This is a genomic window from Streptomyces sp. NPDC006235 (assembly GCF_040613735.1).
GTDB lineage: Bacteria > Actinomycetota > Actinomycetes > Streptomycetales > Streptomycetaceae > Streptomyces.
This window is the reverse complement of sequence record NZ_JBEXSR010000023.1, coordinates 68,545-86,195: the sequence shown is the minus strand read 5'-3', so window position 1 is coordinate 86,195 and position 17,651 is coordinate 68,545. Positions and strand designations below refer to the sequence as shown.

The following is a 17,651-nucleotide window of genomic DNA, read 5'->3' as shown; positions in this document are numbered from 1 at the left end:
GCCGCGCCTCTGTCCCACCCCACCGCACCCGCACAGCCGACCGAGGAGAGGCCATGCCTCCGCGTACGACGGACAGCGCACCGGAGAGGCGCGACGACGACCACCCCCGCCCGGACCAGGAGACCGACGGACAGCGGCCGGTGGGGCGTGGTCCGGCGCGAGCTTCCCTGCCGGGAGAGGGCGCGGTTGCCGAAGCGGGCGACGCGGTCCCCGGAGCGGTGGGCACGGGAGGTGCGGACCAGGCTCCCGGCAGCGTGGCCGGCGCCGCGCACGGCAGCGGTGCCGAAAGCACGTCGGGCACCCGTGACCGTCTCCGCGCCGAAAGCGAAACCGCCGCCGGAGGCGAGCCCGACGGGCACGGCAGCCCACCCTCCGGGGGCGAGGGCGACACCGGCGCCGAAGAAGAGCGTGACGGGCACGGCAGTCCTCCTTCCGGGGACGAGGGCGACACCGGCGCCGAAGGCACGTCCCGTCCGCGCACTCCCTCCGGGAACGACGCCGGCGTCGAGCCGCGCGTGGTCGCGATGCGGCGGGCCGCTGACGGGGGGCGACGTTGGCGGGCCGCTCATCTGGCCGGATGCGCCGCGCTGTTGGCGGTCGCGCTGACCGGTGGGGCCATCGCCTTCGGGGGTACGGGGGACGGCCGGGCGGGAGCCGGTGCCGAGGCCGTGTCCGCGGCCGGGGCGCCGGCGGCCGGTGTGCTGGCCCGGGGGGATCTCGACGCGGGGATCAGGTCCCTGCAGGAGCACCTCCACGCCCAGCCCAGGGACTTCGGCAGCTGGGCCACCCTCGGGACCGCCTACGTCGAACAGGCCCGGACGAACGGCGACCCCTCGCGCTATCCGCAGGCCGAACGTGCGCTGAAGCGGTCCCTCCAGCTGGACCCGGGCAACGACCAGGCCCTCGCCGGCCGTGCCGCCCTCGCCGCCGCCCGGCACGACTTCACCGGCGCGCTGGCAGACGCCGACCGGGCCCTGAAGCAGAACCCCTACAACGAACGCGCCCTGTGCACGCGTATCGACGCCCTCGTCGAGCTCGGGCGGTACGAGGACGCCGCCGAGGCCGCCCGCACCGCCGACGACAGGCGGCCCGGGGTGCCCGTCTTCACGCGGTACGCGTACGTCGAGGAGCTGCGCGGCGACGTCCGTACGGCGCGTGACGTCCTGGAGCGCGCCCTGGAGGCCGCCGACTCGCCCGGCGACATCGCGTACGTCGCCACCGCGCTCGGGCAACTCGCCTGGAACCAGGGCGAGTACAAGACGGCGCTCGGCCACTACGCCCGCGCGCTCGCCGCCGACGAGGACTACCTGCCCGCCCTGGAGGGCCGCGCACGCGCCCAGGCCGCGAACGGCGACCGGGCCGCGGCCGTCGAGGGACTGGAGCAGGTCGTCGCCCGCTTCCCGCTGCCCGGCCCGCTCGTCGCCCTCGGCGAGCTGTACGAGGACCGGGGCGCCGACGGCGACCGGGCGAAGGCGGGCGACCAGTACGCCCTCGTCGACGCCTGGACGTCCCTCGCCCGCGCGGGCGGTGTCAACGCCGACCTCGACTCGGCCATGGCCGCCGCCGACCACGGGGACAAGAAGGAGGCCCTGCGCGCCGCCCGCGCCGAGTGGAACCGCCGGCACAGCGTCCACACGGCCGACGCCCTCGCCTGGGCCCTGCACGTCAACGGCCGCGACGAGGAAGCCCTGCCGTACGCCCGCCGCGCCACCGCCACCGGCTACCGCAACGCCGGCTTCCTCTACCACCGGGGCGTCATCGAACGCGCCACCGGCAACGACCGCGAGGCCCGCGACCACCTGAAGGCCGCGCTCGACCTGAACCCCGGCTTCTCCCCGCTCGGCGCCCGTGAGGCCCGTATCGCGCTCAAGGATCTGAAGGGGGCCCGGTGACCCTGCGCCGCCTGTTCGCGTCCGGCGCCGCCGTCCTCACGGCCGCCTGCGCGCTCACCCTGCTGCCCGCCGGCGCGGCGAGCGCCCACCCGCTGGGCAACTTCACCGTCAACCGCTACGACGGCCTGGTCGCCGCCCCCGGCGAGCTCCGCGTCCACCACGTCGAGGACCTCGCCGAGATCCCGGCCACCCAGGCGGGACCGGACATCGAGCGGCTGGGCATGACCCTGTGGGCCCGCGAGCGATGCGCCGCGGCCGCCGCGGACAGCAGGGTCACCGTCGACGGCCGCGGCACCCCGCTCACCGCCGAGCGCAGCCACGCGCGCGTGCGGCCCGGGCAGGCGGGGCTGGACACCCTCCGCGTGGAGTGCGAACTGACCGCTCCCCTGCCGTCCGGCGAGTCGGACAGGACCGTGTCGCTCGGCTTCCTGGGCGCAGGCTCCGCCTCCGGCCCGGGCTGGCGGGAGATCACGGCGCGGGGCGACCGTATGACGCTCACCGACTCGGACGTCCCGGAGAAGTCGATCTCGGCCGAACTGACCCGCTATCCCGAGGAGTTGCTCTCCTCCCCGGCCGACACCGCGGCCGCCGCCCTGCGCGTGCGCCCCGGTGGTGCGGCCCTGTCCGAGGAGGAGTCGGACGCCCCCGCCGCCTCCGTGCTGCCGCGCGGCGCCGACCGCTGGACTCGGGCCCTGGACGACCTGGTCGCCCGGCACGACCTCACCCCGGGCTTCGGCGCGCTGGCCCTGCTCATCGCCGTCGTCCTCGGCGCGATGCACGCGCTCGCCCCGGGCCACGGCAAGACCATCATGGCCGCGACGGCGGCGGCCCGGGGCGGCCGGGCCCGGATGAAGGACGTCCTGCCCATGGCCGCCTCGGTGACGGTCACCCACACCCTGGGCGTGGTCGCCCTGGGCCTGCTGGTCACGGCCGGTTCGGCGGCGGCACCCTCGGTGATCGCCTGGCTGGGCGTCGCCAGCGGCCTCCTGGTGACCCTGGCGGGCGCGAGCCTGCTCCGCCGCGCCCTGCGCAACCGCGCGCACCCCCACCACCACGGCCCCGCACACGACGACAGCCACAGCCACACGCACGCCCACGACCACCGTCACGACCACGGCCACCCGCACGACCACCACCACCACGATCACGACCACCCGCACGACCACGGCCACCCGCACGACCACAACCGCCCCCACTCCCACCCCCACACGGTCGAGCACACCCACGGCGGGTTCACCCACTCCCACCCCGTCGCCCCCACCCTCCGCGGCACGATCCTCATGGGCTTCGCGGGCGGGCTCGTGCCCAGCCCGTCCGCCGTGGTGGTGCTCGTCGGTGCCGCGGCCCTCGGGCAGGCCTGGTTCGGTCTGCTGCTGGTCGTCGCCTACGGCGTCGGGCTCGCACTCACCCTGACGGCCGCCGGGTACGCCGTCGTCAAGGCGGGCAGCGGGATGACCCGGCTCCTGGACCGGCGCCCCCGGTGGACGGCGGGCCCGATGGCGGCCATGGTGCGTCGGACCGCGCCGCTCGGCTCGGCCTTCGCCGTCGTCGTCCTCGGGGCCGGACTGGTGTTCAAGGGGGCGGCATCCGCACTGGGCTGAGTTACGTTCGTGAGGAAATCCGACGTCATGGGGAAAACAGACCTCATGGAGATTTCGCCCGGCTGCGAATGGGGGCGCCGTGTCCGAAGAACCGGGCCATGAGCGTGTGATCGCGGGCCGCTACCGGCTCCTGGCACCGCTCGGCGAGGGCGGTATGGGGACGGTGTGGCGCGCCCGCGACGAGGTGCTGCACCGTGAGGTCGCCGTCAAGGAGGTGCGCGCCCCGGCGGGGCTGGCGGGCGACGACGTGCGGCGGATGTACGCCCGGCTGGAGCGGGAGGCATGGGCGGCGGCCCGGGTCGCCAACCGGAACGTGGTCACGGTGTACGACGTGGCGACGGACGAGGGTCGGCCGTGGATCGTCATGGAGTTGGTCCGCGGGCTCTCCCTGGCGGAGGTCCTGGACGCCGAGGGCCCCATGCCGCCGCAGCGGGCCGCGCACATCGGCGCCGAGGTGCTGGCCGCGCTGCGGGCCGCGCACGAGGCCGGGGTGCTGCACCGGGATGTGAAACCGGCCAACGTGCTGATCGCGAACGACGGCCGGATCGTGCTCACCGACTTCGGGATCGCCATGGTCGAGGGCAGCTCCGCGCTGACCATGACCGGGGAGGTCATCGGCTCGCCCGAGTTCCTCGCCCCGGAGCGGGCGCTCGGCCGTACGCCGGGCCCGGAGTCCGACCTGTGGTCGCTCGGCGTGCTGCTGTACGCGGCGGTCGAGGGTCACTCCCCGTTCCGTCACGACACGCCGCTGAGCACGCTGCGCGCGATCGTCGACGAGGAGCTTCCGCCGCCGTACCGGGCCGGTCCGCTCGCCTCGGTCATCGAGGGGCTGCTGCGCAAGGATCCCGCGCAGCGGCTGCCGGCCGAGCAGGCGGAGCGGGACCTGCGGGTCATCGGCGCGGGCGGCTCGCCGAGCGCGGAGACCGTGCGGGCCGTGCCGTACCCGCCGACGGTGGCGGCCCACCCGGAGCCCTCGCCCACGCCCCCGATGCCCTTCCCGGGGCAGCCGGCGCGGTCCGGCCCGGGTGGGACGACGACGGCCACCGGGCAGGACCGCGACCGCCGGGCCGGCAGGGTGCTGGTCGCGGGCGTGGTCGCGCTGGCGCTCGCGGTGGGCGGTCTGACGTACGCGCTGCTGAGCCGCGGGGACGGCGACGGGACCGGTGACCGGGGTGCCGGGGCGAGTACGCCCGCGCAGACCAAGAGCCCGCCGCAGAACACCGGGAGCGGGAAGTCCAGCCCTTCCCCGACGCCGAGCGAGAGCGAGAGCGAGGAGAGCACTCCGCCGCCGCAGTCGGTGCGGGTCGCCCTGGACGGCACGCGCACGGACTACACGGGCTCGTGTCCGCCGCCGGGCGCACGGGCGCCGAGGTTCACGGCGACGTTCACGGTGGGGCGGCTGCCGGCCGAGGTGCGCTACCGCTGGGTGACGCAGGACGGTTCGGAGCTCGACGGTGGCTGGAAGACGCTGTCGTTCCCGGAGGGCGACGGCCGTACGCGGCAGGACGCGGTGACCGTGACGACCGAGGCGGAGAGCGGGACGTTCGAGGACGAGATCAGTGTCGAGGTGCGGGAGCCGGTGCGCACGACGTCCGAGTCGGTGCCGTTCTCGATCACGTGCGAGACGGAGACCCCGACGGGCGGGGCCTCCCCTTCTCCTTCGGACTCGGACCCGGGTTCGGACACGGGTTCAGGCACGGAGTCGGACACCGACTCCGGCTGAGCGGTCAGTCGTTGGCGTTGAGCACGGGCAGGTAGCCGCCCGACTGACCGGGTGCCTTCGGGTGGTACGACTCGCCGATGTTGAGCCAGTTGACGCTGTGCAGCCAGGAGTCACCGGAGCAGATCTCGTGGCCGGTGAAGGTGCCGCGTACGTCGCCGAAGGTGAAGCCGTGGTTCGCGGCGCGCTTGGCGATGGCGGTGTTGAGGTGGTCGGAGGCGTCGTTGATGGCCTTGCGCTTGGTCTCGGACAGGCCGAGGCAGGTGGTGCCAAGCTTGTAGAAGCGGGGGTAGCCGAGCACGACGACGTGGGCGTTGGGGGCCTTGGAGCGGATCGCCGAGTACACGCTGTCGAGCTTGCCGGGCAGCGTGGAGTCGACGTACGCGCGTGCGGTGTTGATACGGGAGACGCAGGCGCTGTCGGACTGGGTCACACAGGTCGTCATGACGTCGGCGAATCCGGCGTCGTTGCCGCCGACGCTGAGGGAGACGAGGGCGGTGGCGCTGCTCAGCGGGCCGAGCTGTCCGGACAGAACATCACCCGTTCGGGCGCCGGAGCAGGCCGTGAAATCGAAGGTCGAGGGTGAGTGGGCGGCGGCCCAGAGGTAGGGGTAGGCCTTCGTGCTGCGCTTGCAGTCGCCGCTGGAGCTGATGTAGCTGCCGGCGCCCACACCGGAGGAGTAGGAGTCGCCGAGCGCTGCGTAGCCGCCAGTTGCGGCGGATGAGGACGCCTGCGCCGTGGCTGCCCCGGTGAGGGCGGTGCCGGCGGCGAGGAGGAGCGAGCTCGCGAAGAGGACAAGTCGGGAACGTCTCATGGAACCTCCCTTAGCAGGATCTCTGCCACAACCGTCGTAGCAGCTACGCGTGTTGACAGGAAGTGTCCATGCCAAGCCTTTTCGGTCGTTTGCGGGGCGCACACGGCGCATTCACCTCACGTTTTGTTACGCCCCGAGCGTCCCTTGTTACGTGCCCATGACAGATTTGTTGACTAGTGCTCAACTCTCTTGTTCTACGCCGGTAGTTGGCCGACGCTTTACTCCGGCCGAGAACGGAACGCGACGCTCCCGGCCGTGTGCGCGAGCACGCGCACAACCCCCACATGACGCGTGCCCCACCCAGGCGCGCGCCGCCTAGAGGAGGAATCCCTCGTAATGGCACCACTGCGTAGCAAGAGACTCGGACTCGCCGCGATCACCCTGTCGGCGACCACCGCCCTCGTCGGCGGGCTCACCGCCCTCCCCGCCCAGGCCGCCGCTCCCGCCGAGGGCCGGGTGCTCGCCGCGGACTCCCCGGCCGCGGTCAAGGACAGCTACATCGTCACGCTCAAGAAGAGCGCCCTGAAGGCGTCCTCGGCCGCGGGCAAGGACCTCGTCGAGGAGTACGGCGGGTCCGTGCGCAAGACGTTCGGCAAGGCGCTGAACGGCTACTCCGCCACCCTGTCCGCCACCGAGGCCAGGCGCCTCGCCGCCGACCCGGCGGTGGCCTCGGTCGAGCAGAACCAGCGCGTCGGGCTCTCCGCCACCCAGAACAACGCCCCCTGGGGCCTGGACCGCATCGACCAGACCTCGCTCCCGCTCTCCGGCACCTACACCTACCCGGACAGCGCGGGCAGCGGCGTGACGGTCTATGTGATCGACACCGGTGTGCGCATCACCCACCAGCAGATCAGCGGCCGCGCCGCACACGGCTACGACGCCGTCGACGGCGACACCAACGCCTCCGACGGCAACGGCCACGGCACCCATGTGGCCACCACCATCGCGGGATCGACCTACGGCGTCGCCAAGAAGGCGAAGATCGTCGGCGTGCGGGTGCTGAACAACAGCGGCTCCGGCACCACGGCCGGTGTGATCGCGGGCATCGACTGGGTGACGCAGAACCACTCCGGCCCCTCGGTCGCCAACATGTCGCTCGGCGGCGGCGCCTCCGCCGCGCTGGACACGGCGGTCCGCAACTCCATAGCCAGCGGCGTCACGTACGCCGTCGCGGCCGGCAACAGCAGCACCACCGCCTCCTCGTCCTCCCCGGCCCGGGTCGCCGAGGCGATCACCGTCGGCGCCACCACCAGCACCGACGCCAAGGCGAGCTACTCCAACTACGGCTCGGCCCTGGACATCTTCGCGCCCGGCTCCTCCATCACGGCCGGCTGGCACACCAGCGACACCGCGACCAACACCATCTCCGGCACCTCGATGGCGACCCCGCACGTCGCGGGCGCGGCGGCGGTCTACCTGGCGGGCCACACCTCCTCCACCCCGGCCCAGGTCGCCTCGGCCCTGGTCGCCGGCGCCACCACCGGCAAGGTCACCAGCGCGGGTTCGGGCTCGCCGAACCGGCTGCTGAAGCTCGTACCGTAACCGGAATCTGAACAACCGTTCCCCGGAGGCGGGTTGAGCCTCCGGGGAACGGTTGTTTCCGTCACCGGAACCTTTCAGCTTGCGCCCCATGAAACGCATCCCGCAACGACAAAACCAACAAAAACGTGAGGGGCCGTTCCAGGTCTTGCCATACGGGTTCAATCGTCAATACCGTCATACATCTCACCCGCATCGGTCCGTCAGTACGCGGCTCTAGGGGAGGGCTCAAGGACCGCGACGAACCGGCGTGGGGCGCGGTAGGGGGGTGCCGTGCTCGGTGACCGCGAGGTGACCGGGCCGTGCCGCGCGGTCGGCTGCCGTTTTCCGCTGTCGGCCAGCTTTGCCAGCTCACCCGGCGTGCCCGAAGCTCCATCTCGGCGTGCCACGGGTGAGAACCCCCCTTTCGAACCGGATTGGATCCGGACTGCCCTGGGGGGGCGGTCCACCGGACGAGAGGGACCAGACTCGTGAGCTCAGTTCTGCAGCCGGCCGCGGCGGAGCAGCATCCGCCGACCGCCGGGAAGTACCGCCCCGTCTCCTCTCACCTGGCCATAGCGCCGCCGGTGAGCGTGGTCATCCCGGCCATGAACGAGGCGGAGAACCTTCCGTACGTCTTCAAGACCCTGCCCGACTGGATCCACGAAGTGGTCCTGGTCGACGGCAACTCCACCGACGACACCGTCCAGGTGGCCCGCGAGCTGTGGCCCGAGGTCAAGGTCGTCGAGCAGCGCGGCAAGGGCAAGGGCGACGCCCTGATCACCGGGTTCCAGGCGTGCACCGGCGACATCATCGTGATGATCGACGCGGACGGCTCGGCGGACGGCAACGAGATCGTGTCGTACGTCTCCGCCCTGGTCTCCGGCGCGGACTTCGCCAAGGGCTCCCGCTTCGCCAACGGCGGCGGCACGGACGACATGACCTTCATCCGCAAGCTCGGCAACTGGGCGCTGTGCTCGGCCGTCAACCGCAAGTTCGGCGCCCGCTACACCGACCTGTGCTACGGCTACAACGCGTTCTGGCGGCACTGCCTCGACAAGATCGACCTCGACTGCACCGGTTTCGAGGTCGAGACCCTGATGAACATCCGGGTCGTCAAGGCCGGGCTCAAGGTGCAGGAGATCCCGAGCCACGAGTACCTGCGCATCCACGGCACCAGCAATCTGCGGGCCGTGCGCGACGGGCTGCGCGTGCTCAGGGTGATCCTGCAGGAGCGCTCCAACCGCCGGGCGCTGCGCCGCCGTTCGGACCGGTCGCCGATGCTCGACTCGGTCCGGGGAGAGGTGTCTTGAGCGGTCCCGGCATCTCCGTCGTGATCTGCGCGTACACCGAGGACCGCTGGGAGGACATCCTCGCGGCGGTCTCCTCGGTACGGGCGCAGTCACGGCCGGCCCTGGAGACGCTGCTGGTCGTCGACCACAACCAGACCCTTCTGGACCGTCTCGGCAAGGAGTACAAGGAAGCCGACGACGTGCGGGTGCTCGCCAACGCGGGCCCACGCGGCCTGTCCGCCGGCCGCAACACCGGGATCGCGGCCGCGCGCGGCGAGGTCGTCGCCTTCCTCGACGACGACGCCGTGGCCGAGCGCGACTGGCTGCTGCACTTCGCCGAGGCGTACACCGACCCGCGCGTGCTGGCGGTCGGCGGGCGCACCGAGCCGGTCTGGGCGTCGGGGCGGCGGCCCGCCTGGTTCCCCGAGGAGTTCGACTGGGTGGTGGGCTGCACCTACCGGGGCCTGCCGCGCGGCCGGGTCCGGGTGCGCAACGTGCTCGGTGGCAACGCCTCGTTCCGCCGCAGCGCCTTCGACGCGGCGGGCGGTTTCGCCACCGGCATCGGCCGGGACGGCGACAAACGCCCGCTGGGCTGCGAGGAGACGGAACTGTGCATCCGCCTGACCCGGGCCCGGCCCGACGCGGTGCTGCTGATCGACGACCGGGCGGTGATCCACCACCGGGTGCCCGAGGTCCGTGAGCACTTCCGTTACTTCCGGACGCGCACGTACGCCGAGGGCCTGTCCAAGGCCCTGGTGGCCCGGAGCGTCGGCGCGGACAAGGGACTGGAGTCCGAACGCCGGTACGCCACCCGGGTCCTGCCGGCCGGGGTGGCCCGGGGGCTGCGGGACGCCCTGCTGGCCCGGCCGGGCGGTGCCGGGCGGGCGGGGGCGATCGTCGCCGGGGTGCTGACGGCGGCGGGCGGCTACGTGGTGGGCAGCGTGCGGGCCCGCCGGGGCGGGACCACGTTCTCGGTGCCCGAAGTGGAGGTGGCGGTCCGTGAGTGACATCCGCGTACCGATCCTCATGTACCACGCGGTCGCGACCGACCCGAACGACGCGACCCGCGCCCTGTCCGTGACCCCCGAGGCGTTCGCCGAGCAGATGGCGGTGCTCGCGGACCGGGGTCACACCCCCGTCACCACCGCGGGGCTGGCGGCGTGCTGGCGCTCCGGCCGCGCGCTGCCCGAGCGGCCGGTCCTCATCACCTTCGACGACGGCTACGAGGGCGTGCACCGGCACGCCCTGCCCGTGCTCGCCAAGCACGGCTTCCCGGCCACCCTGTTCGTCTCGACGGGGTGGATCCGGGGACCGTACGACACCGGCGGCGGGCTGGACACCATGCTGGACTGGGACCAGGTCCGCGAGCTCGCGGCGGCGGGCGTCGAGATCGGCGGGCACAGCCACAGCCATCCGCAGCTCGACCAGGTCTCCGAGGCCACGCTGCGGTTCGAGCTGATCCACTGCAAGGAGATCGTCGCCGACCAACTGGGCACCGTCCCCGTCTCGTTCGCCTACCCCTACGGCTACTCCAGCCGCCGGGTCCGGCAGGCGGTGCGCGAGACGGGGTACGCCCAGGCGCTCGCCGTCGGCAACGGCCTCGCGCGCCGCGCGCAGGGGCCGTACGCCCTGCGGCGCGTGACGGTACGCCGCAGCACGGGCACCGATGAGTTCGAGCGGCTGGTCGAAGGCCGGGCGATCGCCCGTACGTTCGCCAGGGACCGGGCCCTGACCAAGGGGTACGCCGTGGTCCGCAGGACACGCCGGGCACGCCGGCTGGTGTCCGGCCCCGGGGCCTGACCCCGCACGTGGAACACGCCGCGTGCACCGGGAAACCGGGTGCACGCGGCGCCCTCGTGCCGGATCATGGCGGCATGTCTGGAAACCCGCACGAGGCGCTGCCGATCCGGCTCAACGTCGACGACTCCGACTCCCCGTCCGATGTCGTCGACGCGCTGTTCCTCGGCCGCTTCGCGACGGGCGAGCAGCCGTACTCGCACGCGGTGAACATCGACCGCGTACGGTCCGGGGCGACGCTGATGCCGCCCGGCGCCCGCGTGCTGCGCGCCGCCCGGGACGACGACCGCAGCGCGACCCTCGCCGAGGGCGACGGCTGGACGCTGCTGATCTCACGCTGGAACCGGGGCGCCGACGTCACAGTGACCGCGACCACCGCCGAGCTGGCGAAGAAGATCCTCGACCAGGCCACGGACGGCGCGGCGGACGAACCCGAACCGCAGCCGGAGAACGTCACGATGGGCTTCTGGTACGTCTCCCCGCGCCGCGGCCCGCACCGCACCACGCGCCAGATCGCGGCGGGCACCTGGGACGAGGTCCGGCCCAACTACACGGCGCCGGTGGCGGACGCCATGGACCGCCTGATGAAGACGACCCCCGAGGACATCTCGGGCCGGCTCCTCCTCCTGCACGGCCCACCGGGCACCGGCAAGACGTCGGCGCTGCGCACCCTCGCCCGTTCCTGGCGGGACTGGTGCCAGGTGGACTGCGTCCTGGACCCCGAGCGGCTGTTCAGTGACGTCGGCTATCTGATGGACATCGCGATCGGCGAGGAGGACGCGGCGGGCAAGGGCCGCTGGCGGCTGCTGCTCCTGGAGGACTGCGACGAGCTGATCCGCGGCGAGGCCAAGCACACGGCAGGCCAGGCGCTGTCGCGGCTGCTGAACCTGACGGACGGACTGCTCGGCCAGGGCCGCAACGTCCTGGTCGGGGTCACGACCAACGAGGACCTGGAGCGCCTGCACCCCGCCGTCGTCCGGCCCGGCCGCTGCCTCGCCCGGATCGAGGTGGGCCCGCTGACCCGCACGGAGGCGGTGAGCTGGCTGGGTCGCGAGGAGGGCATCGGCCGCGAGGGCGCGACGCTGGCCGAGCTGTACGCGCTGCGCCGGGGCACGTCCCCGACGGCCCTGCCGGAGCCGCGCGGGGACGCCGACGCGGGGCTGTATCTGTAGCCCGGTTCGCACACAACCGCCTCTCACCTCCCTGTTACCCAGGCGTGCCAAGGTGTGCGGAGCGGCGACGCCGCGCTTCGCCGGGACGAAGGAGGGCTCTGATGGCACACACGGCACCCACCGTGTTCAGCGAACCCACCCACCGCTTCATGCGGTGGGTCCTGCCCGTCGCCCTCGGTCTCGTCTACGGCAACTGGGTGGCGGTGAACCGGCGTCACGGTGGTCCGGTCACCGGACCGGATGTGGCGTCGGGCGTGTGGAGCGGGCTCGCCTTCATGGTCCTGTGCATCGCCGTGGTCCAGGTGACCCGGCGGCTCAGGCGCGACCTGCACGCCCTGCACGCCCTGCTCCGGGCCGCCTTCGCCGGCGCCGCGCTGGGCTTCCTCTACAGCCAGACCGGCGACGACCTCCGCCCCGTGGTCATCACGTCGCTGCTGGTCACGGCAGCCGTCTTCCTGCTGCTGTTCTACCGCTTCCACACGCGCGCCGACACGTAGCGGGGTCCGGAAGGCCGGGTCGCCCTGCCGCCCTCCAGACGTGGAGTGCTTTGATGGGTTTATGACCCTGTTCGTCGGCACGTCCGGGTGGCAGTACAAGGACTGGCGGGACGTCCTGTACCCGTCCGGGCTGCCGGTGCGGCTCTGGCTGGAGGAGTACGCGGGGCACTTCGCCACCGTCGAGATCAACAACGCCTTCTACCGGCTGCCGGCCCGGGAGACCTTCGAGGACTGGCGCGGCCGGGTGCCCGCGGACTTCGTGGTCGCGGTGAAGGCGAGCCGCTATCTGACCCACATCAAACGGCTCAAGGACCCCGAGGAGCCGGTCGGCCGCCTGATGAGCCACGCGGCGGGTCTCGGTGACCGGCTCGGCCCGGTGCTGCTCCAGCTCCCGCCCAACCTGCGCGCCGACCCGGGCCTGCTGGACGCCTGCCTCGCCTGCTTCCCCGCCTCGACCCGGGTCGCGGTCGAGCCCCGCCACGACTCGTGGTGGACGCAGGAGGTCCGTACGGTCCTGGAGTCCCGGCGCGCGGCCCTGTGCTGGGCCGACGTCCTGGCCCGCCCCGCGACCCCGCTGTGGCGCACCACCGACTGGGGCTACGTCCGCTTCCACCAGGGCCGCGCCCGGCCCTGGCCCCACTACGGCCGCCGCTCGCTGGCCACCTGGCTCGACCGCATCGCCACGACCTGGCCCAGCGGCGAGGACGTCTACGCCTACTTCAACAACGACCCGGGGGGCGCGGCGGTGGAGGACTCGATGACGTTCGCGCGGCTGGGGAGATCGGCGGGCCTGGAGATCACCCGGACACCCGGGCGTCCGGCGCGGGCCGGCTGAGCGACGTCCTAATCCCCCTGAGCCGCCCGCAGGGCGTCCCGTACCGCGGCGAGCGCCGCGTCCTCCCCCTGCCCGAGCCTTCGGGCCCGCTCCGCATACGCCTGGGCGGCGACCGCCAGCTCCCGCTCCGCCGCCGAGCCGGCGGCGGCCACGAACGTGCCGTGGCGGCCCCGCGTCTCGATCACGCCGTCCGCCTCCAGGGCCCGGTACGCCTTGGCGACCGTGTTCGCGGCGAGCCCCAGCGACTCGGCCAGCCCCCGCACGGTCGGCAGCCGGTACCCCACCGGCAACTCACCGGACCGCGCCTGCTCGGAGATCCGCGCCCGCACCTGCTCGTACGGCGGCGCACTGTCGTCGATGTCGATCTTCAAGGTCACAGGCCGATTGTCCCGTACCCGACGGAAAATGGGAGGCACCCCGGGTGCGCTCCCGCGTAGCGTGCGCCTCCATGACCGTGATCGTGCGCGACCTGCGACCCGAAGTCCGAGCCGACGCCGAGGGGTTCTCCCACACGCGCCGCCGCGCCCTTCCCTACATGCTGTCCACACCCGAGTCCGTGGTGCACACCCTGACCCATGCCCACCCGGACGCCCACTTCGGGCAGCTCGTCGCGGAGGAGGACGGCGAGATCATCGGCACGGCCCAGATCAGCGTCGCCCACGAGAGCCCGGAGCCCGGCCAGGGGTCCGCCAACATCTACGTGCGCCCCGACCGCACGCGACGCGGCGCCGGTTCGCTCCTGCTGCGCACCGCCGAGGAGCGTCTGGCGGGGCTGGGCGTGCGGAAGCTGTTCGCCTGGGTGCTGGACGAGCCGGACAACCTCGCCTTCGCCGAGCGGCACGGCTTCCGGGCCAGCCGTTCCGCCTACTTCATGCGCCTGGACCTGGCGGCCGGCACGCTGCCGCCCCGCCAGGACCCGCCGGCGGGCGTCGAACTGCGCACGGCCGCCGACTTCGCGGACGACCCGCGCCCGATGTTCGAACTGGACGCCGAGACGGCGTCGGACGAACCGAGCGACATCGAGGCCGAGTTCACGGACTACGAGGCCTGGGTGGAACAGAACTGGAAGCACCCGCTCCTCAACCGCGAGCTGACCACGGTCGCGGTCGTCGACGGCCGCCCCGCCGCCTTCAGCGTGGCGCACACGGACGGCAGCCGCTACGGGACCGCCATGACCGGCACCGCCCGGGCGTTCCGCGGCCGGGGCCTGGCGAAGCTCGCCAAGAACGACTCCCTGCACCGGGCCCTGGCGGCGGGGTACACGGAGGCGTTCACCGGAAACGACACCGGCAACGAACCGATGATCGCCATCAACAAGTGGTTCGGCTACGAGATCTGTGCGAAGGAAGTGCGCTATGTCCGCGAACTCGGCTGACCGGTCCGGCCAGGTCGACGTCGTGCTCGTCAAGGCGGGCCGTACGAAGATCCGCTACACCGGCGAGCTCCTGACGGACGACGGCACCCGCGTCGCGGTCCGCGCCCCCTGGGCGGGCAGCGGCGTCCGCGACTTCGGCTTCGTCCGCTTCGAGCCCGGGGACGTCTTCACGGAGTACTACTGGCGTGACCGCTGGTACGCGGTGAAGGAGGTCCGCTCCGCCTCGGGCGCGCTGAAGGGCTGGTACTGCGACATCACCCGCCCCGCCGCACGCTCCGGCCCGGAGCTGGTCGTGGAGGACCTCGACCTGGACCTGTGGGTCTCCGCGGACGGCACGGACGTACGACGCCTGGACGAGGACGAGTTCGCCGCCAGCGGCCTCGCCGAGTCGGACCCCGGTGCCGCACAAGCCGCCCTGGCCGCCCTCGACGAACTGGAGTCACTCGCCCACGGCGACGACTTCACCGCGCTCCTGGCCTGAGCCGCCGCTCACGGCCACCACCGCGTACCGCTCGTCGGTCACCACCCCGCCCCACAGCAGGGGATCGCCGGACAGCTGCTCCACGCTCACCTGCCCGGCGATCGGTGCGAGCAGGCCGGCGAGCCGCTGTGCCGGTATCCCGACCGGCGCGGTCGTCCCCCACACGCCCTCGACCAGCACGAGCCGCCCGCCCGGCCGCAGCAGCCCGGCCCAGTGCCGCAGGGCGCGGCCGGGGTCGGGCAGGGCCCACAGGACGTGCCGGACGAGCACGGCGTCGAAGCGCTGCTCGCCGACCGGCGGCGCCGCCGCGTCACCGACGAGGAACACCGCGTCACGCCCGGCCAGTTTCCGCCGGGCGAGTGCCACCATCGCCGGGGAGAGGTCCACGCCCGTCACCCGGTGTCCCTGCTCGGACGCGAGGAGCGACAGACTGCCGGTGCCGCAGCCGAGATCGAGGACGTCACCGGCTCGCCCGGGCAGCCAGGAGCGCAGCCGCGCGCCCCAGGCCCGGCGCACCTCCGGGTCGCGCAGCCCGTGGTCCGGCTCCTCGTCGAAGGAGGCCGCCCGCGCGTCCCAGTCCACCTCGGCGCCGGTGTCGGTCGAGGTCATGCCGTCACTGTCGTTCGCCATGGGCCCAAGAGTGACACCCGCCACTGACACTCGAATCGTGACAGCCGCCACTGACAGACCAGGAGCGATGAGGAACTCTCCCCCGAAAGGTCTACCTCCGTGAGAACGCGGAACCCGGTAGACCCTTAAGGAGGCAGCCATGCGCCGTGTGACCGTGCAGAAGCCCCTGAAGAAGACGGACGTCCGCCGGGCCCGCGAGGAGGCCGACGAGCGCCCCGCGGGACGCCCGGAAGTCCGCAAGGACATCGCACGCACGTGGTGGCCGGACGCCTGAGCGGCCGGCACCAATCATGAGACCCGTTCAGCACACCCGCTTGCGGTAGTGGACGCGGTCGTAGGGCCCGTCCATTCGTCGCTCCACCAGCTCATAGCCGTACTTCGGATAGATCTCCTGGTTCTCCCACATCAGCGCGTTCGTGTAGAGCCTGACCTCGGGCAGTCCCAGCGCACGCGCGTGTGCGTCCACGAACCGCAGCAGCCGTCGCCCCACTCCCCCGCCGTGCGCGGTGGGGTGGACGGCGATGGTGTCGAGGAAGAGATGGTCCTCGAACGCCTCGACCACCACGAGGCCGGTCACGGGCTCGCCCGTCACGAACACCTTGCCCGCGGCCACGTTCGCCGCGTGGTCCTCCTCCATGGGCTGCGGCACCCGTCCGATGCGCTCTATGTAGGGGCGGAAGGCTGCGTCGATCACGTCCGTGACGACCGGTACATCGGCGGCTCCGGCCGGCCGGATCTCCTCGTCTGCCATGCCGAGACGGTATCTACCTGATGCCAGTCTGAGCGCTTCCTTAAGCGGGCCATAAGGATCTCCCCCACCCGCCCTCAGCAGGCGATTCCACGGTTCTCAGGGGCTAGCTTCGGATCGCCCCCCACGGGATCCGGGCCCACTCGGGCCCGGGCCTGTTCCCCTGTACCGTCTCGAGGAGTTCCCGCATGCCCGCACGCCGCACGGCAGTCACCGTCGCCGCCCTCGGCGCCCTCCCGCTCGCCCTGGCCGGGCCGACCGTCACGCCGGCGGCCGCGCACGGTTCGATGGGCGACCCGGTCAGCCGCGTCTCGCAGTGCTACGCCGAGGGCCCGGAGAGCCCCGAGTCGGCCGCGTGCAAGGCGGCGGTCGCGGCGGGCGGCACGCAGGCCCTCTACGACTGGAACGGCATCCGCATCGGGGACGCCGGCGGGCGGCACCAGCAGCTCATCCCGGACGGCAAGCTGTGCAGCGCGAACAACGAGCAGTTCAAGGGGCTCGATCTGGCCCGCGCCGACTGGCCGGCGACGGGGGTGCGCAGCGGTTCGCACACCTTCAAGTACCGCGTGACGGCCCCTCACAAGGGCACGTTCAAGGTGTACCTCACCAAGCCCGGCTACAACCCGGCCGAGCCGCTCGCCTGGAACGACCTGGATCTGGAGCACCCGGTCGCGACGGCCACCGACCCGGCGGCCGCGGGCGGGTTCTACACCTTCTCCGGCAGCCTGCCCGAGCGCTCCGGCAAGCACCTGCTGTACGCCGTCTGGCAGCGGTCGGACAGCCCGGAGGCGTTCTACTCCTGCTCGGACGTCACCTTCGGCGGCGGCGACGGCGCGGCGGGCGGCGCCGCTCCGGCCCCGACGGCCTCCGCTCCCACCAAGGAGCAGATCGAGGCGGGCAACGACAAGTCGACCATCGAGCACCACGGCCACGGCGACAACGACCCCAGCACCTCGGCCGCACCGGCCGCGGCCCCAAAGAGCCCCGCCCCGGACCGGCCCGCACAGGCCGAAGCCGCCCCGGACCAGCCCACGCAGGCCGACGCCGCTCCCAACCGGCCGAAGGCGGCCGGTACCACGGAGAACCTCGCCGAGACCGGCGGTGACAGCAGCACCCCCTACCTCGCGCTCGCCGGCGCGGCCGCGCTGGCGCTCGGCTCCTCGGCCCTGTTCCTGTCGGCCCGGCGCCGTGCGGTGAGCGGCAGTCGCCCCGGCCGCTGACCCAGGACTCGGGGCCTGTCCGGCGGCTCAGGCCGGACAGGCCCCGAAACGTTTCCCCT

The 17,651-nt window shown here is 72.9% G+C and carries 18 protein-coding genes; 14 read left to right on the top strand and 4 right to left on the bottom strand.

The features are described from left to right. Positions 1 to 53: 53 nt before the first annotated feature. From ABZ192_RS25385 to ABZ192_RS25375, 3 genes are all read left to right on the top strand, one after another. Positions 54 to 1,892: a tetratricopeptide repeat protein gene (locus ABZ192_RS25385; RefSeq protein WP_356926746.1), complete on the top strand. Its 1,839-nt coding sequence runs from the start codon at positions 54 to 56 to the stop codon at positions 1,890 to 1,892. After that, positions 1,889 to 3,493 (top strand): nickel transporter, encoded by a 1,605-nt coding sequence (locus tag ABZ192_RS25380; RefSeq protein ID WP_356926745.1) that lies wholly within the window; start codon positions 1,889 to 1,891, stop codon positions 3,491 to 3,493. Before ABZ192_RS25385 ends, ABZ192_RS25380 begins: the two co-directional genes overlap by 4 nt. Before the next feature lie 79 nt (positions 3,494 to 3,572). Beyond that, entirely contained in the window at positions 3,573 to 5,216 is a 1,644-nt protein-coding gene (locus ABZ192_RS25375; RefSeq protein WP_356926744.1) for a serine/threonine-protein kinase, read from the top strand. A 4-nt stretch (positions 5,217 to 5,220) separates the two neighbouring features. Here the strand turns inward: ABZ192_RS25375 and ABZ192_RS25370 are convergent, their stop codons facing one another. Next, positions 5,221 to 6,027 (bottom strand): SGNH/GDSL hydrolase family protein, encoded by an 807-nt coding sequence (locus ABZ192_RS25370; RefSeq protein ID WP_356926743.1) that lies wholly within the window; start codon positions 6,025 to 6,027, stop codon positions 5,221 to 5,223. A 336-nt stretch (positions 6,028 to 6,363) separates the two neighbouring features. On the opposite strand from ABZ192_RS25370, the gene ABZ192_RS25365 reads away from it, so the two are divergent. The 7 genes from ABZ192_RS25365 (at position 6,364) to ABZ192_RS25335 (ending at position 13,138) form a co-directional block, all read left to right on the top strand. Beyond that, positions 6,364 to 7,569: a S8 family peptidase gene (locus ABZ192_RS25365; RefSeq protein WP_356926742.1), complete on the top strand. Its 1,206-nt coding sequence runs from the start codon at positions 6,364 to 6,366 to the stop codon at positions 7,567 to 7,569. 467 nt (positions 7,570 to 8,036) lie between these two features. Next, positions 8,037 to 8,858 (top strand): glycosyltransferase family 2 protein, encoded by an 822-nt coding sequence (locus ABZ192_RS25360; protein WP_356926741.1) that lies wholly within the window; start codon positions 8,037 to 8,039, stop codon positions 8,856 to 8,858. Further along, positions 8,855 to 9,844, top strand: coding sequence for a glycosyltransferase family 2 protein (locus tag ABZ192_RS25355; protein ID WP_356926740.1), 990 nt, complete (start codon positions 8,855 to 8,857; stop codon positions 9,842 to 9,844). The genes ABZ192_RS25360 and ABZ192_RS25355 overlap by 4 nt, the downstream gene beginning before the upstream one ends. Beyond that, entirely contained in the window at positions 9,837 to 10,637 is an 801-nt protein-coding gene (locus tag ABZ192_RS25350; protein ID WP_356926739.1) for a polysaccharide deacetylase family protein, read from the top strand. The genes ABZ192_RS25355 and ABZ192_RS25350 overlap by 8 nt, the downstream gene beginning before the upstream one ends. A gap of 74 nt (positions 10,638 to 10,711) precedes the next feature. Next, positions 10,712 to 11,806, top strand: a complete 1,095-nt coding sequence (locus tag ABZ192_RS25345; protein WP_356926738.1) for a DUF5925 domain-containing protein — start codon at positions 10,712 to 10,714, stop codon at positions 11,804 to 11,806. A 101-nt stretch (positions 11,807 to 11,907) separates the two neighbouring features. Beyond that, entirely contained in the window at positions 11,908 to 12,303 is a 396-nt protein-coding gene (locus tag ABZ192_RS25340; protein WP_356926737.1) for a hypothetical protein, read from the top strand. A gap of 61 nt (positions 12,304 to 12,364) precedes the next feature. Then, on the top strand, positions 12,365 to 13,138 hold the full coding sequence (locus ABZ192_RS25335) for a DUF72 domain-containing protein (protein WP_356926736.1): 774 nt from the start codon (positions 12,365 to 12,367) through the stop codon (positions 13,136 to 13,138). An 8-nt stretch (positions 13,139 to 13,146) separates the two neighbouring features. Here ABZ192_RS25335 and ABZ192_RS25330 read toward each other — a convergent pair whose 3' ends face one another. Beyond that, positions 13,147 to 13,515, bottom strand: a complete 369-nt coding sequence (locus tag ABZ192_RS25330) for a GntR family transcriptional regulator (protein WP_356926735.1) — start codon at positions 13,513 to 13,515, stop codon at positions 13,147 to 13,149. Positions 13,516 to 13,586: 71 nt separating this feature from the next. Between ABZ192_RS25330 and ABZ192_RS25325 the strand changes: the two genes are divergently transcribed. Next, a complete protein-coding gene (locus ABZ192_RS25325) occupies positions 13,587 to 14,513 on the top strand; it encodes a GNAT family N-acetyltransferase (protein WP_356926734.1) in 927 nt (308 codons plus the stop codon). After that, positions 14,494 to 14,994, top strand: a complete 501-nt coding sequence (locus ABZ192_RS25320) for a DUF402 domain-containing protein (protein ID WP_356926733.1) — start codon at positions 14,494 to 14,496, stop codon at positions 14,992 to 14,994. Before ABZ192_RS25325 ends, ABZ192_RS25320 begins: the two co-directional genes overlap by 20 nt. Here ABZ192_RS25320 and ABZ192_RS25315 read toward each other — a convergent pair. Then, complete coding sequence (locus ABZ192_RS25315) at positions 14,953 to 15,624, bottom strand: class I SAM-dependent methyltransferase (RefSeq protein ID WP_356926732.1); 672 nt, start codon at positions 15,622 to 15,624, stop codon at positions 14,953 to 14,955. The two genes, ABZ192_RS25320 and ABZ192_RS25315, sit on opposite strands and share 42 nt — an antisense overlap. A 139-nt stretch (positions 15,625 to 15,763) precedes the next feature. Between ABZ192_RS25315 and ABZ192_RS25310 the strand changes: the two genes are divergently transcribed. After that, positions 15,764 to 15,898 (top strand): hypothetical protein, encoded by a 135-nt coding sequence (locus tag ABZ192_RS25310; protein ID WP_010046145.1) that lies wholly within the window; start codon positions 15,764 to 15,766, stop codon positions 15,896 to 15,898. A gap of 27 nt (positions 15,899 to 15,925) precedes the next feature. Here the strand turns inward: ABZ192_RS25310 and ABZ192_RS25305 are convergent, their stop codons facing one another. Beyond that, positions 15,926 to 16,375 carry a GNAT family N-acetyltransferase gene (locus tag ABZ192_RS25305; RefSeq protein WP_356926731.1) on the bottom strand — a complete coding sequence of 150 codons (450 nt, stop codon included), beginning with the start codon at positions 16,373 to 16,375 and terminating at the stop codon, positions 15,926 to 15,928. 185 nt (positions 16,376 to 16,560) lie between these two features. On the opposite strand from ABZ192_RS25305, the gene ABZ192_RS25300 reads away from it, so the two are divergent. Continuing rightward, complete coding sequence (locus ABZ192_RS25300; RefSeq protein ID WP_356926730.1) at positions 16,561 to 17,592, top strand: lytic polysaccharide monooxygenase; 1,032 nt, start codon at positions 16,561 to 16,563, stop codon at positions 17,590 to 17,592. Positions 17,593 to 17,651 lie beyond the last annotated feature (59 nt).